We start from the raw sequence: 18,421 nt of genomic DNA, 5'->3' as shown, positions 1-18,421 counted from the left end.
CATGTCAGACTGGCTGGAGGCCACATTTGCTGATCAACGCCCGCGCGCCATTGCTGCCCTGACGCGGGTTTTTCGGGATTTGGACACCGCAGAGGAGGCCTTTGCCGACGCCTGCCTGAAAGCCTTGGCAGTTTGGCCCCAGGACGGGGCGCCTCGTGATCCATTGGCATGGCTTCTGGCCACGGCCCGGAATGCGGGTCTGGACGAATTACGCAAATCCCGGCGGCGCACGGCAATCCTGTCGCGCCACGCAGAGGAGTTTCAACCGATGCCGGCGGAAACACCCGACCCTGACGAGATGCGGGACGATGTCCTGCGCTTGCTGTTCATCTGCTGTCATCCGGAACTGGATCGGCGGGATCAGATCGCCATTGCTTTGCGGGTGGTCGTGGGGCTGAGTGTCGATGAGATCGCCAGCGGATTTCTGGTCAAATCCAAAACCATGGAGCAGCGCATTACCCGCGCCAAAAAGAAGATCGCAAATAACCCGGTCGCCTTTGAAACGCCAAGCCCGGCTGAGAGGCAAGCCCGGTTGGGCGAAGTCTCGACAATGGTTTATCTGATGTTCAGCGAAGGGTGGTCGACCTCGGCCGGGCCGCAGCAAATCAAGCTCACGCTGTGCAAAGAAGCGATCCGGCTTGCCCGCCTTCTTGTCGCATTGTTCCCTGCAATGGGCGAGCAGGCCGCATTGCTGGCGCTATTGTTGTTTCAACACGCCCGGCGCCGGGCCCGGATTGACGCGGAAGGCAAGCTTGTCGCACTCGACGATCAGAACCGCGATCTTTGGGATCGCTCGAATATCGCTGAGGCTACATCGCTGTTGCAAAAAGCCCAGCGGACTGGTCACCGCGGGGTATATATCGTCCAGGCTGCAATCGCAGCGGCACATGCCTGTTCCGCCTCATCGAAAGAAACCAACTGGGCGTTGATCGAAAGTCACTATGCTGCCCTTTACGCATTACAGCCGACACCGGTGATCCGGCTCAACCAGATTGCCGCACAGGCCAAGCTATACGGCCCACACTATGCATTGAAAGCAATGGATCCGCTGTCACAGGAGTTGTCCAACTATCGTTGGTTTCACGCAATGCGAGGTGGCCTTTTGCAAGAAGCGGGGGATCATAAAGACGCCATTTCCGCCTTTGAAACCGTGTTGGCGCTTTCCCCCACCGCGTTGGAATGTGACGTGATCAAAGAAAAAATCAAAATCAGTCAAAAAGAATTGGAGGGCCTGTAGGAACACACACTCCTCATACGTCCTTGGGTCAGACCCGCATGTGGCGGGCGTAACCAACGGAGGTACCCATGAGTATACTTGAGATGACGGCTGTCGGAAATTCAGGATGGATCGGGCATTCCGGGCCGGATCAGAGCAAGGCCAAGTCCTTTTACCAGGATGTGCTGGGCTGGACGATCAGCGATATGCCGATGCAGGATGGGTCCAGTTATTCAGCCGCAGTTGTGGGAGAGACCGCTATCGGAGGCTTTTCACCAATGCCAGAGGCGCGTGGAAGCTGGACGGTCTTCTTCACAGTGACCGATGTGGATGCGAGTGTTGCAAAGGCCGAAGCCAAAGGCGCCACCGTTCTTCAACCCGCGATGGATATGCCGGGGGTCGGGCGCATGGCCACGCTGAACGACCCCCAAGGTGCCCGCTTTGCATTGATCACCTATGAAAGCATGAGACCCTGAGAACTGTCTGAAAGGAGGGCGCAGATGGAACAAAGTTCGCACATTGTGCAGGTTGTTGCAGCGTTATTAGACTGGGTAACCGTTCCACTGGCGATTGCTGTTGACCTGCGTCGATTCAGGACGGTTGCCCATCCGCTATGGGATGGGGGCGACAGGTTCGTGCGCGTAATGCGGTCACATGGAAACTTCGTCGATTATGTTCCGTTCACGCCATCAATCCACCGGCAGCTTGAGGCATCCAGCTGATGCCGGTGGATGAAACCCTCAACGCCCGCATTCGCGACGCTTTGGCCGCGCATGTGGGCATTTCAGAAAAGCGCATGATGGGTGGTAATTGCTTTTTCTTGAACGGCAACATGCTGTGCGGGGCGCGGCGGCATAACGACGGGCTGGGCCGGTTCATGTTCCGGGTGGGCAAGGACAACGAAAGCATTGCGCTGGCGGATCCCACGGCCCAAGAAGTGATCCACGGCACACGCAAACTGGGCGGTTTTATCCGCGTGGATGAGAGTGATTGCGATGACGCCGCTTTGCTGCGCTGGTTACACCTTTGTCTCGAACACGCCGCGGCCCTTCCCGCGAAAGACTGAACGGAGAAAGCAATGGCTCAGTTTGAAAGTTTCTCACCCGAAGCGCTTGGTTTTCTCAGGGATTTGCGGGCCAATAACACGAAGGAATGGTTTGCAGCCAACAAATCAACTTACGAGACCCATTTGAAGCAGGCAGGCACGCTGTTCGCGAATGACATGGCGGATGCCTTGCGTGATCTGACCGGCCAGACCCATAGCAGCAAGATTTTTCGTATTCATCGGGATGTCCGTTTTTCCAAGGACAAAACACCTTACAACGCACACCTGCATATTGCGTTTATTCCAGACGGGAGTGCGGATCAGCCGCCGATGTGGTTCTTCGGTCTCTCACCCGATGATCTGGCGCTTGGCTGCGGGGTGTTTCAGTACGAAAAGGAAGCGTTGGATGCCTTCCGAACAGAGATGGCAGGCCCCAATGGGGCAGAGGTGATACAGCTTGCCGCTGAGATGCGAAAGCGTGGTTTCCGGGTCGGGGATCCTGAATTGAAACGTGTTCCCTCCGGTTTCGACAAAGATCATCCAAATGAAGAGGCATTGCGCCGCAAAGGCTTTACCGTCTGGACAGATTTGAGCAATCCTGCCTTAGCTATCGAACCAAACCTCATTGAACGAACGAAAGGTGTTTTTGGGCAACTCTTGCCGGTTTTCCAATTACTTTCTCGGATCGAGTAACCCCTGCCTGGTTTACGGGGGGGCGGAGGTTTGACAGGCCTCACTGCCGTGCCGGTCTCAATCGCCCAATGCCTTGATAGGATCACCGTCTACAAGTGAGCTCGGAAATAAATGCGAGCTCAACTGTCGCGATGCTGTCGCGCTGAGATGTCATCGGCTTGCCGGATAAACCCAAACCTTAACCAGAGCGGCGCGCCCCCGGATTTTTTGTTCTCCGGCGTCAGTCAACCGGCTTAAGTTTGGGATTGCATCGTTGTGCCCGATGGCCTGCACCAAATCGTGGCTCACGACCAATTGCGTGTTCAGTTCTCTGGTCAGGTGCTCGATCCTGCTTGCGACATTCACATTGTCCCCAATCACGCCGTATTCCAGTCGCCGCTCGTTGCCTATGTCGCCAGCTACAACCGATCCCCAATGCAGCCCGATTCCCACACGCACCGGTTCCTTCCCGGACAACTCTCTTTCTGCGTTCCATTTGTCTGACGCTTCTATCATCTCGAATGCGCAGTTCAACGCATTGGCAGGGTCGTGTGCACTGGGCGTTGGAGTGCCAAACGTGGCCATAAGACCGTCGCCGATATACTTGTCCAAAGTGCCAGAGTTATCGAATACCGATTTACCCAACCGATCATGGTAGTCTCGTAAAAGTTCGATCACCTCGTCGGCAGTCGCGTTCTCGCAAAGCTTCGCAAACCCCATTATGTCCGCGAATAACACGGCAACGTTTTGTTGCCTACCAGCCGCAATTCCGGCTTCCAGACTGCTCAATTCGTCAAGCACGTTGGGTGAAAAATACCTCGCCAGGCTGGCTCGCTTTCTTTCGGTCGAAATGAAATTCTGAACCAGCCTGCGAGAGCGCGCGACGACGATCGCAAGCCCGGCAGACACGATCAGCACGACCATCAATTCTATGGCTGCATAGCCAAGAAACAGAAAGTTCAAGTCTCTTGCCCCGGCAAGCCAGGCTTCAACGGATTGCTCGGTCAACTCCAAGTTACTGCGTACGTCAGGCTGACTCAGAAACCATGCCCACATCCCGAGGCGGGACACAATGATGCTGACACCGCACCAAACCACAAGGGAAGGCCGAAAACTGAAAGATGTCTGCATCAGAAATAGGAAGAAAAACAAAAACCGCGCCGTGTCCATCGCTATGGCGGGTGGCAAGGGGCTGTCGATATATGGTGATCCCAAGGTAAAAACGGCTGCAAGAGAAACACAATCTAACGTAACGAACACATACGGAAGACCACGCCCGCCGCGACGCGTGTAGGCAGCGACAAACTGCAAACCTCCCAATAAAATAAAGAAAAAAATTTCCAGAAGATTGAAGTAATAAGCCGGTCCTGTTTCCGGGCTGTCGATCGCCTGCCAAAGAAGAACAACGGCCAATGCAAGTGTTCGGACTTTAGCTGCCAGCAATGTCCCTTGACGCTCTTCTTCGGCGAACGCCACGTTGCTGCGCGATTGTATTCTGGTTTGCACGGTATCGGACATTTGCCGGATATCGTAAACGGCCTTTGCTAATTCGCTAAGCCATTCCTGTTGTGTGGTGAAACCTGAAAAAACCAGTTCGGCTTGGGCTTAAATTTGCTGATCGTCTCTCGTCTGATCGAGTTGTTAGTCACCGCATCACTTGCTGGTAGTAAACGTGAGGGTCATGTATCCGCGAAACAAGTAATTCTTTGGAAAGGCAATACGCCCCAACCTTCATTTGAGCACGTAACCTAACCCTTTCCCAACCTGTCGAGCACATTGCGGGTGATCTGTTCTACCTGCTCGTCCCGGCGGATCAGCCCGGCAACCCATTCGCAGGTTGCGGCTGTAAAGATCTGACCCTTGCCGCGACGCCACGAGATGATCATCCCATTGCCACGTTTACAGGCGTCGAGCGTCTCGGGTGTGACTTCGCCGAACAGCATCTGCGCCTTGAACCGCGCATCGTCGGCGCCGATGTAGAGCGTTTCACCCCAGACCCCGTGATCTGCCTCGATATTGGTGGCAAGCCCCATGGCAAGTATCTCGATCTCTGGAACAGCGCCGTCGGTACAGGTGGGAAATGGCAGACCGTCTTCGAAACGGTAATCCAGACCATCGACCTCATAGCCAAAAATCCGGCCGTGCGCGCCTAAAATGTCGCCATAGCCGACCCCGGCTCCGTCAAATGCCCAATGGTCGGGGCGGTAGACCGTAAAGCCGCCTGCGCCGCCGCCCACGCAATTCCCAAGACCGGCGTAAACACCGCGCAGAGCGTTAACACCGAATGTCAAGGCACCCGGGCGGTCAACTGGTGCGACCTCGAAGGCACCCGAGACGAGGTGCTCTTGTTCGGTGCCCATAAGCGGGTCCTGATCCGCGATATACTTGTAACAGATCTGCGTGTGACCCTCGTCTTCGATCCGGGTCTGCCACAGGAAGTTTCCGGCAAACCGTGCAACGTTGCCACCGCCATCGACATAGGTGTCAACAGCGTCACGCATAATCGCGCTCCAGTATTCGTCATGGCCGACAAACACGGCACAGGCATACCGGCCAAGCAGCTTCGGGTCGTGCTCAAGATCATGCAGCGCGATCACGTCGAAATCATAGCCTTCCCCCTCGGCCCAACGGGCGAAATGGCGTTCATAGCTGGCCCACCCAGCCGAGGCGTATTTCTTGGAATAGCCATAAGCGTAAGCCCATTCCATATTGGGGTAGCGCACCATTTCGCCCGGTCTGGTCGGCTTTTCCCGCAGCGCCCGCGGGGCGCCTTCAGGCAGCCTGCAAAACCCGCGCGACCAGGGTCGCTGGGTCGAAAGAACCGGGGAAAAGGCGTTACCTTCGGGACCGGTGATGCCTTCGTAATGGTTCGAGCCGCCCCAGCAGTTATAAGCCAGCCATGTGCCGGTGGCACAAACCAGAACATAGGGTGATGGCGTGGCATCAGGGGCGCTTCTTACAAGGATGATGTGATGCTCTTCGACCATCTCGTCGCCACTGCGGGCGCGGAAGGTGACAAGGTAGCCGCCAGGCGCCCAGTCTTCGGGAATGCAAAAACCATAGCCCTCGGGCCAGCCACAACCCTTGACCGAGCAATCCTCCGGCGTGGGGTGATACACCCCCGGCAAGCCCGTCTCGGTCAGGAGTGGTTGATAGACCAGCCCGTCGCGACCGATCTCAAGATCCCATTCACGCGCCGTGGTCGACACATGAAGTGCCACGCGATCTCCGGGGGCATAGCTCATCTTTGGGGTATATCCCCAGATCTCGAGAACCGCATCATTTCGGGACGGGCCGATGTAATAATGATCTAGGATATGGCGCGCCTTTGCACGGGTGCGTGGCGTGATTTCCGGTCCGAACTTGTCTTGGGTCATGTGTCTATTCCGGCAGATATTTTTCCGACCAGCTCTCAGCTGCCACGGCTTTTTCGATCATACGTTGTATCTCGGTGTCACCATAACCCAGACGCGCAAGGATTTCGCGCGTGTCTTGTCCGTATTTTGGTGCCGGGCCGGGGATGGTTATCGTGGCATTCTGCGGTCGCACCGCATTGGGGGCAACCAGATCAACCCAGCGGGCCATCGGATGCTGGTCATGTCGAACGGCTCGGAAGGTTGCATTGCGAATGTCGATAGCGCCTGCGCTTTCAGCCTGAAGGCCCACGTTGGGTGTCGTGCAGCGAACCGAGGCGGGTCACACCCACCGAGCTCCCAGCGAAAGCCTGAGCACTGGTTTTTTCGCGAAACGCTCGGACAGAGCGGAGTCCAGATCAGTATCGTCCAAGCCGGCAAGATCGGACGGGTCAGGCACGCGCGCCAAGGCGGCGTGACGCTCGGTCGGTGCGGCGAAGAACATCCAGCCGTCGGACGCGGCATAGCAGCGTTAGAACGGCCCCCAACCAAGCGTTTTACGCCCCGAAGGTTCGTCAAACGGCGCGCGCGTGTCGAAATCATACATGAACTGCGCTTGAATCAACTCTCTTGCGGCGGCTAGCGACGCGCGGGCGATGCCACCCTTGCATGTCATTCTAAGCCGCTCCAGCGCGGCGCCCAGCGCCACGCAGGCGCAATGCCCCGTCAATGCATCAATCGTGCCAAAATGGGCGTGTTCCTCGGGCGTTTCCGGCCCGCCGCCAAAGCGGGTCATCGCGCCGGTCGCGGCCTGTGCGAGATCGTCAAAACCCAGATGATCCGATTTTGGTCCCCGACGCGGTCCGCCCCAGGCGTCAAGCTGCACAACGATGAGACGCGGGTTAACCTCTGTCAGCCGGGCTTCACTCAGCCCCAAGCTTTCTCGTTGCAGGTCTGTTCCGTTCATTGTGATTACGTCTGCTTCAGCGACCATTTGCCAATAGACGTGCTGCCCGCCCTCCGAACGCAGATCGAGCAAGATGCTCTTCTTGCCGCGCTGAGCATGCAGGCCAAAAAACACCGCGCTCCACGGATCGACCGAAGGTCGTACCGGCTGTACCAGTGTGACCTGCGCCCCAAAACGGGCCAATGACGACCCGATGGTCGGCCCGGCAATGACGTTGGTCAGATCCAGAACCTTGAGCCCATCAAGCCAATCGCCTTGCCCTTCTCCAACGCTGAAATTTCGGGGTGGTTCCGCGAAAACACGGGCAAGCTCGCTGCGATATCCATCCGCTTAAGGGCCAGCGGTTTTGGTCATCACACCCGGATCGTCGGCCAGCCAGGCCACATTGCCCATCTGACGCATCCGCCCGTGGCGGGGGTCATCAAGTACGGCCACCAGCCCCGAAGTGACTGCATGGTCGTCGGCCAGCCATTCGGCGGTGCTGAGCTGCGCCGTGGCCGGGGCCTTGGCCGGCTGATGCAGGGCGCAACCGTGATTGCCGCGGATACAGGAGCATGGGTGTTGGCGCGGGGCGGGTTTCTGAACCACCGGAAGGCGACGTTACACTGGCAACTTCTTGAGGATTTTGCAGAGGAGTTTCCCGAAACCCATGTCCTCTTTGACCGTTATGTTCAGGATGGCCGTTTCTGGACATGCGGCAGCGCCGCAGCGGCCCTAGACCTGATGCCGCACTTTATCCGGAGCAGGTTTGGCCCATCAGTTGCCTTTGACGCCGCGGCGATGTTCCTGCATGACAATTCCAGGCGGCACGGTGCCTCTTATCCAGATCAGGCGCTGTCGTCAGCGGTGACGCCAAAACTCAAACGGATTGTCGCATTGGTGTCCGGAGCACTCGAAACACCGCAGCCGGTCTCTGCCCTTGCAAAACAGGTTCATATGTCCGAACGCTCCTTGCGCCGTCTGTTCTGGACGGAGCTTCAGACAACACCGGGGCGGTATTATCTGCTTATACGACTGGCACGCGCCCGCGAAATGTTTCTCTACAGTGATCTTGCGCCTGGGGAAATCGCTCTGCGTTGCGGTTTTGCGAATACGACCACTCTTATCCGCAGCCTGCGTAAAAAACTCCCCACACGATCCAAAGATGTGGCCCGGAAGAGGTGGATGATTGAAGGTTCTGCCAAACGACGCGTGCAAGTTTTCGAAGCGGGAGAAGGGGATTCTAACAGCTGATCGGCGGCCGGGGTATTCGGTCACATATGAATAAATCAATCGTCCCAGAGGCATTATGACATCGCCCCTTGAACATTATCCCAAACCGGTTTGGCTCAATTACTCAACAGATCTCCGAAAGAGGGCCAGACTTGTTGCCAGCAGGACAGCGCCCAGCAAAGCCATCCAGATGAACTCTGGCCAAACTGTTTCGAGACCGGCACCCTTGAACACAATTGCCTGACTGGCGGCCATATAGTGACGAGACGGCAATAGCAGCGTCCCGACCTGCAACCAGTCTGGCTGCCCTTCAACCGGCGTCTCTCCTCCGGACAGCATCAGCATGGGAAGGACGATCAGCATGACCAAAAGCGCAAACTGCGCCATCGAACGCGCAATCGTAGCGAGAAAAACCCCGAGTGCGGTTGCGGTGAACAGAAACAGGGCAGTGCCAAACAGGAACAGTCCTTTTGACCCCGAGATTTCAATTCCCAGCGCACCCTGCATGACAAAGGTCAGCGACAGGCTGGCCGCGATCAGGACAATTGCAGCATTGGCCCAGATTTTGGCTGCTGCAATGTCAAACGGGGTCAGCGGCATTGCCAGCAGATGCTCGATCGTCCCGTGCTCCCTCTCTCGGATCATGGCAGCGCCGGTCAGAATGGTGGTAAGCCACATGATCTGTCCGATCAGGGCAACGATCCCGGCAAAACGCACGGTATCACGGTTGGGGTTGAAAGCGCTTCTTAGGATGACATCGACCAGCGGTGGATCTACAAGATCGACACCGATCGCAAAGCGGCGAATTTCGGCACCCAAAATATTGGTGATATAGCTGGCACCGATCCCGGCCTGCTCCATCGCCGTGGCGTCGATCAGAACTTGGATTTCAGGCTTGCGCCTTGCCCTTAGGTCTTTCTCGAATCCCGGTGGAACAACAACTATGAAGATGAATTCTCCGGCGTCCATTTGCGCTGGACCGCTACCTGGTTCGATTTGTACGACCGGCTGGAACTCGGGTGGAAAATATGCTGTGGCAAGCGCTCGGGACAGTGGAGAATTGTCCTCATCAGAAAATGCAATCGACGCGTTGTTGACCGAGGTCGCTACGCCGGTTGCCTCCATCATGGGTGCCAGCGTGAAAGACCAGACCAACAGCGCCATCATCACCCAGTCCCGACGCAGGCTCATCACTTCTTTCAGGCCAAGCCAGAATATGCAGGACAATCGCTGCATTCACTTCTCCTGCGCGCGAAGGCAAAGCGCGGCGATCAGTGTCAACGCCGGTCCAAAGCAGGCCAGTGCCAAAATGTCCGGTGCGAGCGCCTCCCATCCAAGCCCTTTGGTGAAGGCCCCGACATTGAGGTGCAGAAAGTAGGATGAGGGCCAGAGAGAGCCGATAAGCTGCGCACCATCCTCAAGCGTTGATACGGGCTGCAAAAGACCCGAGAACTGGATGGTAGGCACGACCGAAGCGATAGCAGTGGCAAAAGTCGCTGCCACCTGGCTGGATGTCATGGTTGCGATCAGCAATCCATAAGACGTCGTCGCCCAAACATACAAAAACGCACCCAATGCCAAAGGCAGGGGATCGCCCTTAAGCGGCACATCGAAGACAAAAATAATCATTGCGGCCAGCAACAGGAAATTCACGTAGGCAATCATGATATAGGGTATCTGTTTGCCGATCAGGAACTCGAGCCGGGTTGTCGGTGTTACGTAGAAATTGACGACCGAGCCCAGCTCGCGCTCTCGCGCGACGCTGACCGCAGCCAACACGGCAGGCAGCATGATCAGCAGGATGGCGGGCATGGCCGGGGCCATCGCGGCAATGCTCTCAAAGCTCTGGTTATAGCGAAACCGGGGTTCAATACGGGCGATCTCAACCGCGTGTTCGCCTGTGGTCCTCGCCTGCCCGTCAAGAAACGACTGGTGCAGCCCGGCGACATACCCCTCGACTGTTTCCCCCTTGAAGGGGATCGCGCCATCAACGGTTGCCAGCACTTGGGTAGGTTCACCTGTGCGCAACTTGCGCCCGAAATCAGGTGGCAACTCGATCACCATCGAAACGTCCCCTGCCTGCAACCGTCTGCGCCCTTCTGTGGCGCTGATCAAAGGCGGCGTTTGCTTGAAATAAGGCGATCCCGATATTTCTTCCGTGTAAGCCCTGCTTTCCGGGCTTTGAGACAAGTCCAGAACGGCAAACTCAAGATCTTCTATGTCGAGTGATATGCCAAAGCAGAACACCAGCATCAAAATCGCCGAGCCAAGAAATGCAAATGCCAGACGAACTGGATCGCGGACCACTTCAACCGCTTCGCGTCGTGTGTAAGTCAGGGCACGACCGATACCTTGTCCGGTGACCTTGGTCTTGGTGACAAAGTCAACTTTGGGTGCCACGACAGGTGCAGGTTTTTCTGCGGCCTCCAAAACTGAAATGAAAGCTTCCTCAAGGCTGCCGGTGCCTTCTGCGGCGATCAGGTCCGCGGGCGTACCTTCCGCCAGAACACGGCCCGCATGCATGAATGATACGCGGTCGCAGCGCTCTGCCTCGGCCATGAAATGCGTGGAGACAAAGATCGTCACCAAGTCCTTGCGCGAAAGTTCGACCAGCAAAGCCCAAAAGACATCGCGTGCTTCGGGGTCCACACCCGAGGTTGGTTCATCAAGAATGAGAACTCGGGGACGATGGATAACCGCCACCGCCAATGACAAACGTTGTTTGATTCCAAGAGGCAGCGCGGCAGCTAGTGTGTCGCGATGGGCCGTCAGACCAAAACGTTCGGTCAATTCCGATATGCGCTCCTCTCGATCAGGGATTGCAAATATCCGGGCATGAAGCTGTAGGTTCTGATGAACTGACAACTCGCCATAGAGCGAAAAAGCCTGGCTCATGTATCCGATGTCGCGACGCATCTTGCGATCACGTGCATCAACCGGGTTGCCAAACAACAATGCCTCTCCGGAACTGACTGGCAACAGGCCGGTCAACATCTTCATCGTGGTGGATTTGCCACAACCGTTTGACCCAAGAAAACCGAATATCTCTCCGCGATGGATCGAGAAATCGACACTGTCGACAGCGGTGAAATCCCCGAACCGACGTGTCAGGCCTCGGGCAGAAATCACAGGGTTCGGGTTGACCTGCCGAACAGGTGTTTGTTCCGACGCCAATCCAAAACCATCGTGTGACCGCAAGCGCCGGTATGCGGTTTCGAGATCCCGGTCCTGCCCTTTCAGTTCAGCAGGTTTGCCTTGAAAGATGACGCGACCTCCGTCCATTGCAACAATTCGGTCAAAGCTTTCCGCCTCCTCCATGTAAGCAGTGGACACAAGGACGGACAGTCTGGGATGCTCTGCCCGAATGGCATTAATCAATGCCCAGAATTGACGGCGTGAGAGTGGATCGACACCGGTTGTCGGTTCATCCAAAACCAGCAACTTCGGATCATGTATCAGAGCACAGCACAGGCCGAGCTTTTGCTTCATCCCGCCCGAAAGCTTGCCCATAAGCCGGTCTTCAAACGGCGCCAGCCCTGTCGCCGACAACAGCGCATTGATCCGGATGTCACATTCTTCTTGCCCTTGGCCAAAAAGCCCCGAAAAGAACTCAAGGTTCTCGCGTACTGACAACTCAGAATAAAGGTTTCGACCCAAGCCCTGTGGCATGAAGGCAATGGCCGGGCAGATAAGGCGTCGGTGCGCGGCGTCGTCGATCAAGCCACCTAGAACATTGATTGATCCGGTTTGCAGTTTCTTTGCACCGGTGATCAACCCCAGCAGGGTCGACTTTCCCACCCCATCCGGTCCGATGAAGCCGACCAGCTGGCCCCTGGGAAGATCAAGCGAAACCGACTGCAACGCGACATCGCTGCGATACCGGTGCGTGACACCCGTGATGCGAATCTCAATGTCGGCCTCTGGCGTCATTCGAACAGCTCGGGCGGGATACCCTGTTCCAACGCCTCTGGCCACGCAAGGTTTGGATCGATCCGGATCACGGCAACACCGCGAAGCCCGGTTTTGACGTGCTCAATCCGGCGTTGGACCAGATTCTCGGGGATGCGCACACGGACGCGGAACACCAGTTGTTCGCGTTCATCCAAAGTCTCGACCTGCTTGGGTGTGAATTGTGCTTCAGGAGAGACAAAGGTTACAAAGGCTGGAATGGAATAGTCCGGCAGGGCGTCAAGAATGATGCGAGCTTCGGCACCAATAGGCAGCAATCCGGCTTCGCGCGCAGGCAGGAACACCTCCATATACACATTCTCAAGGCTGAGCAGGGTCAGGATTGGTTCACCCGCGGCAACGACCTCGCCAGGTTCTGCCAGCCGATAAAGCACACGCCCACGTGTAGGAGCCAAAAGCGAGCTGTCTTCGATCAGTGCCTCAATACGACGCACTTCGGCCTCGGCGGCAGCAATCTGACTTTCTGCGGTTGCCACACGTGCCTGTGCGGCGCCCAGAACCGCCGCAGCAACCTGGTGTATGGTTTCGCGTTCTTCGAAAACCGTTTCAGAGATATTCTGCCCAGTCAGAAGCGCCGTTGCGCGCTGAAGCTCCTGCGCGGCCCGGCGCAGTTCGCTTTTCCGCTGCACAACAAGTGCCTCTGCTTCCACTTTGGTCTGATGCGCCAGCGCCACTTCGGCCTTGGCACGATCCAGCGTGGCGGACAACTCATCAATGTCCATTTCGGCCAGCACGTCACCGGTGGCGACCATGCCGCCTTCAACTGCCATGACGCTTTCGACACGTCCGGCTAAGGTCGGCGCAATTTCAATCTGCTCGGCCTCGATCCGACCATTCCCCCGGGCAAATCCATCAGGCAACTGGCTTCCATTTTCAGAGACCAGGGAATAGAGCACCACGCCCACCATCGCGAGCGCAGCCAAAGCAAAAAAAACCAATGAGTTTTTCTTCATTATCCACCGCCTAAAAACTCGCTGCGGGTATTCCTCTATACTGCTGCTGAACCGTGGGCTTTGCTTTGGATCAAGCCAACGACGTCAGGGCAAAGAAAGACTCTGCGACCCTGTCGCGGACATGTTCAGCCTTTGTGACCTAAAACTTTACCACAAAAGAGAAACAACATGGCATGCAAACCAACCCTGGCTTCGCACACTAAGGCAATGCGCAACGCGTTGACAGCCAAGCTGAAGTGAAAACGAGTGGCAGTCGATTTCAGAGTCAATTTCTCGCCCCTGAACCGATAGCTTTAGCAGGTTCCTCAAAAGTCCGCCTTGTGAAGAGCACCCTCAAGGACACGGGTTGAGCGGCGTTCAGCCCTGCAAACTCTCGGCTGGTTTTGAGAAAACAACGAACGCAAGTTGCTATTTACGTTCGAACAATTGCAAACTTGTAAGATGAACAGAAGGCTTCTTAGTCCGGTGCAGGCGCTTTTCGTGGCGGGTCTTGCCGCGCTTGGAGTTTTCTCGATCCTCGCAGGCCTTCGTTCTGAAGGATACCTCCAGCGGCCCGAGCTTGCACATTACGATTGGGTTTTGGACCGCAGGGCCAGCGATGCGTTGGCACAGGATGTTGTCGTGGTCGCGGTCGATGACGAGGATTTGCGCACCTGGGGCTGGCCCCTCTCAGATGGTCAGATTGCGAATATTATCGACGCACTGTCGTCGGCAGGTGCCGCTGTAATCGGTATCGATATCTATCGCGACAATGAGGTGATCGAGGGGCGGCAGCAACTCGAAGCGGCGTTCCTGAAGACCAATGCGATCTGGGTTGTGAAACTGAACGACAGCGGCGGGCTGAGCATCGAGGCGCCGGATTTTGCGCAGAACGACGGCAGCGTGGGGTTTGCTGATATCCCCGTCGACGCGGATGGTGTCGCCCGGCGCAGTATTCTGCTGGTCAGCGGCACCGATCGCATTTCTTTGGCGTTCAGCACACAGTTGGCCCTGCGCGCCACGGGTCAAAACAGCCTGAAAGCCTGGCCGGACGATCCCCGGACCCTGTTGTTTGGTCAGACGCCGGTGCGACGGCTGGAAGACAGGTTCGGCAGCTATCGCGGGCTAGATGATACGGGCTATCAGGTGCTGCTGGATTACACCAACGCATTGCCGATGGCCCCGATCATACTGGCCCGCGACTTGCTCGCCGGACAAGCAGACGCGGACATGATCGAAGGAAAAGTCGCCCTGATCGGGGTTACCAGCAAGTCGATCAAAGACGATTTCCGCACACCGCTGAACAACCCGCCGCAGACGCCATTCAGCTATGGCGTATTGGTGCATGCAGCCACCACCCAGCAATTAATCGATTATGCCGCGGGCCGCAGCCAACCGATGCGCAGCCCCGGGCAAAGTGCGCACTTGGCGATAATCTTCGCCAGCGCATTGTTCGGGGCATTAGCTGGGGTTCTGTCGCGCACTGTGCTGACCGTCATACTACTTGGACCAGGCCTTGCCATCGCTATTGGAGTGGCGCTTTCGAACCTTTTGTCTCGTGGCATATGGTTGCCGGTCGTTCCGACATCGGTTGCTTGGTTTACCGCCTTTCTTTTAGCGCTCCTCACTGTCGGGATCATCTCGCGTCGGCAACGCCAGGCCATCGCCAGACTGTTCTCGGATCATCTGTCCCCGGAACTCACAGCCGAGATATGGAACGCGCGTGATATCCTTTTTGCTGGCGGAAAGCCGCGCCCCCGCCGCTTGCGCGTCAGTGTCCTTCTTGCTGATCTGGAAGGCTCGACGACCGTCGGCGGCTCGGCCGAACCGGGTGCCTTCATGGACTGGACAAGCCGGATTTTGGATGAAATGAGCCAGGTCGCTCGCGAAAATGGCGGGTTCATTGAGAAGTTCACCGGTGACGGAATCCTGGTGGTGTTCGGTGCGCCGCTGCCTCGAACGACCGAGGAGGACATCCAGAAGGACGCTGTCGCGGCCTGCCGGACGGCACTGCAAATTTCTGACCGGATTGACAGACTGAATGCAGAAGGTGGTCTGTTGGCACCTTATGGTCTGCGGATCGGGCTCCATAGTGGCGTGGTTTTGGGCGGCACGTTGGGCAGCGCGGGCAGCCTTCAATACAACATCATGGGCGACACGGTGAACATCGCAGCCCGTATCGAGGCATTCGGAAAAGCGTTGCAAGTTAGGCGCGCGTCGGCAACCACGATCTGTGCCAGCGCTGATCTTCGAGAACTCGTTGGACGCTATTTCACGTTTCAGTTGGTCGGGCACCTTATCCACGACGACAAGTCGCGGGAAATTGCGTTATTCTTGCTGACAGGATCGGCACAGAGGGGGGCATCGCAATGATGACACCGGCATGTTCGGGAAACACTCTTGGCGCTTTGATAACCGGTCTGCTGCTGCTTCTGGGCTCGACCATTTCCCTGTCGGCGCAAGAAAGCGAAGGCAGTCAGCAGGCTGATCCAGACGAGGTCATTTTCATTCCGCCCACCATCGGTGCCCCGGCGGACCGCGTCGGCGCTGCCACGCGCGATGTCGGGCAAGAGGCTGGAGCACTGGCCGTGCTCGCACCGGCTGGCGGCGGCGTGACCACATTGGGCAAACCCCCGCTGATCTGGCACTTGGCTGATAATTTTTCAGGCCAGATGTCCGCGCAGTTGGCCCCGGTCGGGTCGCAGCAGAACGGAGTCGGTATTTCCGGCAACGGTCGGTTCCGAAAAGGGTTCTACGCGCTCGACCTGTCGCGCTCGGAACTCGTGCTGGAGCCGGGGCGTATTTATGTCTGGACAGTGGTTCTGGCGGAACCTGAGGCGGGGGCCGTTATCGCGACGGTGACGACTTACGTGGAACGGGTCACCGCCCCAGAGCCCGCCGCAGAGGATGTGCCGGCCTTGGCCGCCAAGGGATTATGGTTCGATGCCCTGCACCCCTTTGTCGAAATCGAGTTATCGGGTAAAGTTCGGGTCAACCGGAATGCGGGGTTTGCGAGCCTTGTCCGGTCTGCTGGCATTTCGCTGCCATAGGACACGCTCCAACCCCTCGGCAAACAGGCGGGGGACGCATGATGATATACCGGTCTTTTTCGGGTCTGGCTCTACGCTGCACTCTGCTGGCCGTTGCACTGATCTGCACCATTTCAGCAGCGGCCTTTGCGGCGACGGAAAAACGCGTGGCTCTGGTTATTGGCAATTCCGCTTATCAGCATGTCTCGAGTCTGGAGAACCCGATCAATGATGCTCAGGACATCTCGAAATCGCTGGCACGTATAGGGTTCGAGGTCACCACGGGTCTGGACCTGGATTACAACGGTATGCGCATCGCGCTTCGGGACTTTACCGAAACCGCCGCAGGGGCCGATGTGGCGCTTGTCTATTTCGCGGGCCACGGAATTGAGATCGAGAACACCAACTACCTGATCCCGGTGAGTGCGGCCCTGAAAAGCGACCGCGACGTCGACTTCGAGGCCATCCGTCTGGATGCAATCGTGAATTCGATTGCCGATACGCCGGGGCTGAAACTGGTTCTGGTCGATGCCTGCCGCAACAATCCTTTCGTTGCGCAGATGTCGCGCGCGTCGGCCACTCGGTCGATCGGGCGTGGGCTGGCCGCAGTGGAACCTGGTGGGGTTGTCGTGGGCTATGCCGCGCGTGGTGGAACGCTGGCGCAGGACGGGGGCGGCCGGAACAGCCCCTATGCGACGGCACTTTTGGAACATATCGAACAGCCGGGGTTGGAGCTTGGGAAAATGTTTCGCCGGGTGCGCGATCGGGTGGTGGAGCTTACGGATGGATTTCAGGAGCCATTTACATATGGCTCACTGCCTGGCGAAGACATCTACCTTGTGCCACAGGTCGAACAGGTGGCAATGCTGGCACCTGCAGACCAGACGACCCAGCCCGTCGCCGTGCGCCCCCTTGCGACCCGCGACACTGCAATCAGCGCCGCGATGAAAGTGAACACCATGCGTGGCTGGTCGCTGGTCGCCGGCAAGTACCGGGCGGCCACCATCGTCGAGCCCGAGATTCTGGGGCGCATGGCCGAGATTACGCCGGATTGGCTGAAGAAACAGGGCCACCTGTCCACAATGGAGGATTTCCTTGTACCGGACCGCGAACGGAAACAGCGTCTGCAAGAGGCGCTCAATACCGCCGGTTTCGAGGTCGGCGTGCCGGACGGCGCGTTCGGACCGAAGACGCGGGCGGGAATAAAGGCTTTGCAGGAGGCCCGAGGGCTTGATCCGACGGGCCATGTCGATGCGGCCGTTCTGGCAAGCTTGCGAATGGAATGGCAGGATGGGGCTGACGATAGTTTTGTCAGCAATCCATTTGCCGTGCGTCAAATGCCGGATGACCTTGAAATGCTGGGTGAAAACGAAGAGATCATAACAGTGCTCAGGTGCCTTGGGCTGCGGAAAAGCATCTATGGCAAGTACCGGGGCAGCTTCTACATCGCCATGATTTATTCCGGCTCGATCGACGACGCACGCCGCCTCGCCGAGAGCTGTGGCATCGATCTTGCATCCCTGACATCGGCTGACGAGAACGCATTCGTGGTGCGCATGATCGCCCATGATCCAGCCTTGTTTGAACAAGGCTATGACAGTCGAACCAACACCAGTTACAAGGCTGGCCCCTATTTTGGCTTCCGGAAGGACCCAAAGGAAGAAAATGCCGTGACAGGCTGGCGGTGGTACACCGGAGAGCCGGTCAATTACACAAATTGGTTGCCATCGAAACCGAACAAGACCCATGGGAAAGGCAACAAGGCTTTCGCTCAGTTTCAGTATGAACGAAACGGACGCCGAGACCTGAGTGAGATCGTGCCTACACAATGGTTCGACGGGTCGGGACGCTTTGCACGTTCAGTCGTTCTGGAAGGCAGGTTGCCCTAACCGGGATAAGTTCAAATGGATTGCAGCCCAGGTGCATTGCTCAGCTTGTTGATTTCCGCTGAGAAGTGACCCGGTATTTTCACCGAGATTTGACCCACCTTTGTTTATGTCTCAGCGTTTATGTTGTGGTCAATGTT

The 18,421-nt window shown here is 57.1% G+C and carries 15 protein-coding genes and 1 pseudogene; 9 read left to right on the top strand and 7 right to left on the bottom strand.

Annotated elements, in window-relative coordinates:
• Position 1: 1 nt before the first annotated feature.
• The 5 genes from ACR0JI_RS13835 to ACR0JI_RS13815 all read left to right on the top strand — a co-directional run bounded on the left by ACR0JI_RS13835 (position 2) and on the right by ACR0JI_RS13815 (position 2,954).
• On the top strand, positions 2 to 1,237 hold the full coding sequence (locus ACR0JI_RS13835) for an RNA polymerase sigma factor (RefSeq protein WP_480473986.1): 1,236 nt from the start codon (positions 2 to 4) through the stop codon (positions 1,235 to 1,237).
• A 68-nt stretch (positions 1,238 to 1,305) separates the two neighbouring features.
• Entirely contained in the window at positions 1,306 to 1,692 is a 387-nt protein-coding gene (locus tag ACR0JI_RS13830; RefSeq protein WP_480473987.1) for a VOC family protein, read from the top strand.
• 24 nt (positions 1,693 to 1,716) lie between these two features.
• Positions 1,717 to 1,938: an MAPEG family protein gene (locus ACR0JI_RS13825; protein ID WP_480473988.1), complete on the top strand. Its 222-nt coding sequence runs from the start codon at positions 1,717 to 1,719 to the stop codon at positions 1,936 to 1,938.
• Complete coding sequence (locus ACR0JI_RS13820) at positions 1,938 to 2,282, top strand: TfoX/Sxy family protein (RefSeq protein ID WP_480494769.1); 345 nt, start codon at positions 1,938 to 1,940, stop codon at positions 2,280 to 2,282. Before ACR0JI_RS13825 ends, ACR0JI_RS13820 begins: the two co-directional genes overlap by 1 nt.
• A 12-nt stretch (positions 2,283 to 2,294) precedes the next feature.
• Positions 2,295 to 2,954, top strand: a complete 660-nt coding sequence (locus tag ACR0JI_RS13815) for a DUF2461 domain-containing protein (RefSeq protein WP_480473990.1) — start codon at positions 2,295 to 2,297, stop codon at positions 2,952 to 2,954.
• A gap of 150 nt (positions 2,955 to 3,104) precedes the next feature.
• Here ACR0JI_RS13815 and ACR0JI_RS13810 read toward each other — a convergent pair whose 3' ends face one another.
• The 4 genes and pseudogenes from ACR0JI_RS13810 to ACR0JI_RS13795 form a co-directional block, all read right to left on the bottom strand.
• On the bottom strand, positions 3,105 to 4,451 hold the full coding sequence (locus ACR0JI_RS13810; RefSeq protein ID WP_480494770.1) for an adenylate/guanylate cyclase domain-containing protein: 1,347 nt from the start codon (positions 4,449 to 4,451) through the stop codon (positions 3,105 to 3,107).
• Between the two features lie 230 nt (positions 4,452 to 4,681).
• Entirely contained in the window at positions 4,682 to 6,310 is a 1,629-nt protein-coding gene (locus ACR0JI_RS13805) for a N,N-dimethylformamidase beta subunit family domain-containing protein (protein ID WP_480494772.1), read from the bottom strand.
• 4 nt (positions 6,311 to 6,314) lie between these two features.
• Complete coding sequence (locus ACR0JI_RS13800; RefSeq protein ID WP_480473993.1) at positions 6,315 to 6,599, bottom strand: hypothetical protein; 285 nt, start codon at positions 6,597 to 6,599, stop codon at positions 6,315 to 6,317.
• A 219-nt stretch (positions 6,600 to 6,818) separates the two neighbouring features.
• Positions 6,819 to 7,487 (bottom strand): annotated as a pseudogene (locus tag ACR0JI_RS13795) (CoA transferase); the annotation flags it as partial.
• 21 nt (positions 7,488 to 7,508) lie between these two features.
• Between ACR0JI_RS13795 and ACR0JI_RS13790 the strand changes: the two are divergent.
• The gene (locus ACR0JI_RS13790) at positions 7,509 to 8,486 is read left to right on the top strand and encodes a GlxA family transcriptional regulator (protein WP_480494774.1); all 978 of its coding nucleotides are present in this window, start codon (positions 7,509 to 7,511) and stop codon (positions 8,484 to 8,486) included.
• A 99-nt stretch (positions 8,487 to 8,585) separates the two neighbouring features.
• On the opposite strand, the gene ACR0JI_RS13785 is transcribed toward ACR0JI_RS13790, so the two are convergent.
• Genes ACR0JI_RS13785 through ACR0JI_RS13775 form a run of 3 tightly spaced genes read right to left on the bottom strand, consistent with a single transcriptional unit; the run spans position 8,586 to position 13,387 of the window.
• Entirely contained in the window at positions 8,586 to 9,701 is a 1,116-nt protein-coding gene (locus ACR0JI_RS13785; protein ID WP_480473994.1) for an ABC transporter permease, read from the bottom strand.
• Entirely contained in the window at positions 9,702 to 12,395 is a 2,694-nt protein-coding gene (gene rbbA / locus ACR0JI_RS13780) for a ribosome-associated ATPase/putative transporter RbbA (RefSeq protein ID WP_480494776.1), read from the bottom strand.
• The gene (locus tag ACR0JI_RS13775) at positions 12,392 to 13,387 is read right to left on the bottom strand and encodes an HlyD family secretion protein (RefSeq protein WP_480494778.1); all 996 of its coding nucleotides are present in this window, start codon (positions 13,385 to 13,387) and stop codon (positions 12,392 to 12,394) included. Before ACR0JI_RS13775 ends, rbbA begins: the two co-directional genes overlap by 4 nt.
• 441 nt (positions 13,388 to 13,828) lie before the next feature.
• On the opposite strand from ACR0JI_RS13775, the gene ACR0JI_RS13770 reads away from it, so the two are divergent.
• Genes ACR0JI_RS13770 through ACR0JI_RS13760 form a run of 3 tightly spaced genes read left to right on the top strand, consistent with a single transcriptional unit; the run spans position 13,829 to position 18,284 of the window.
• Positions 13,829 to 15,739: a CHASE2 domain-containing protein gene (locus ACR0JI_RS13770; protein ID WP_480494780.1), complete on the top strand. Its 1,911-nt coding sequence runs from the start codon at positions 13,829 to 13,831 to the stop codon at positions 15,737 to 15,739.
• Positions 15,736 to 16,416, top strand: coding sequence for a DUF928 domain-containing protein (locus ACR0JI_RS13765; protein WP_480494782.1), 681 nt, complete (start codon positions 15,736 to 15,738; stop codon positions 16,414 to 16,416). The genes ACR0JI_RS13770 and ACR0JI_RS13765 overlap by 4 nt, the downstream gene beginning before the upstream one ends.
• Before the next feature lie 38 nt (positions 16,417 to 16,454).
• A complete protein-coding gene (locus tag ACR0JI_RS13760) occupies positions 16,455 to 18,284 on the top strand; it encodes a caspase family protein (RefSeq protein ID WP_480494784.1) in 1,830 nt (609 codons plus the stop codon).
• Positions 18,285 to 18,421 lie beyond the last annotated feature (137 nt).

This window comes from Ruegeria sp. N10 (assembly GCF_056531545.1).
The sequence above is the reverse complement of the archived record's forward strand: the minus strand, read 5'-3'. Positions and strand labels throughout refer to the sequence as shown.

Bases quoted from the DNA above. Each gene is read 5' to 3' on its own strand.
- ACR0JI_RS13835 (WP_480473986.1), top strand. From the start codon at position 2: ATGTCAGACTGGCTGGAGGCCACATTTGCTGATCAACGCCCGCGCGCC.
- ACR0JI_RS13830 (WP_480473987.1), top strand. From the start codon at position 1,306: ATGAGTATACTTGAGATGACGGCTGTCGGAAATTCAGGATGGATCGGG.
- ACR0JI_RS13825 (WP_480473988.1), top strand. From the start codon at position 1,717: ATGGAACAAAGTTCGCACATTGTGCAGGTTGTTGCAGCGTTATTAGAC.
- ACR0JI_RS13820 (WP_480494769.1), top strand. From the start codon at position 1,938: ATGCCGGTGGATGAAACCCTCAACGCCCGCATTCGCGACGCTTTGGCC.
- ACR0JI_RS13815 (WP_480473990.1), top strand. From the start codon at position 2,295: ATGGCTCAGTTTGAAAGTTTCTCACCCGAAGCGCTTGGTTTTCTCAGG.
- ACR0JI_RS13810 (WP_480494770.1), bottom strand. From the start codon at position 4,451: ATGTCCGATACCGTGCAAACCAGAATACAATCGCGCAGCAACGTGGCG.
- ACR0JI_RS13805 (WP_480494772.1), bottom strand. From the start codon at position 6,310: ATGACCCAAGACAAGTTCGGACCGGAAATCACGCCACGCACCCGTGCA.
- ACR0JI_RS13785 (WP_480473994.1), bottom strand. From the start codon at position 9,701: ATGCAGCGATTGTCCTGCATATTCTGGCTTGGCCTGAAAGAAGTGATG.
- rbbA (WP_480494776.1), bottom strand. From the start codon at position 12,395: ATGACGCCAGAGGCCGACATTGAGATTCGCATCACGGGTGTCACGCAC.
- ACR0JI_RS13775 (WP_480494778.1), bottom strand. From the start codon at position 13,387: ATGAAGAAAAACTCATTGGTTTTTTTTGCTTTGGCTGCGCTCGCGATG.
- ACR0JI_RS13770 (WP_480494780.1), top strand. From the start codon at position 13,829: ATGAACAGAAGGCTTCTTAGTCCGGTGCAGGCGCTTTTCGTGGCGGGT.
- ACR0JI_RS13765 (WP_480494782.1), top strand. From the start codon at position 15,736: ATGATGACACCGGCATGTTCGGGAAACACTCTTGGCGCTTTGATAACC.
- ACR0JI_RS13760 (WP_480494784.1), top strand. From the start codon at position 16,455: ATGATGATATACCGGTCTTTTTCGGGTCTGGCTCTACGCTGCACTCTG.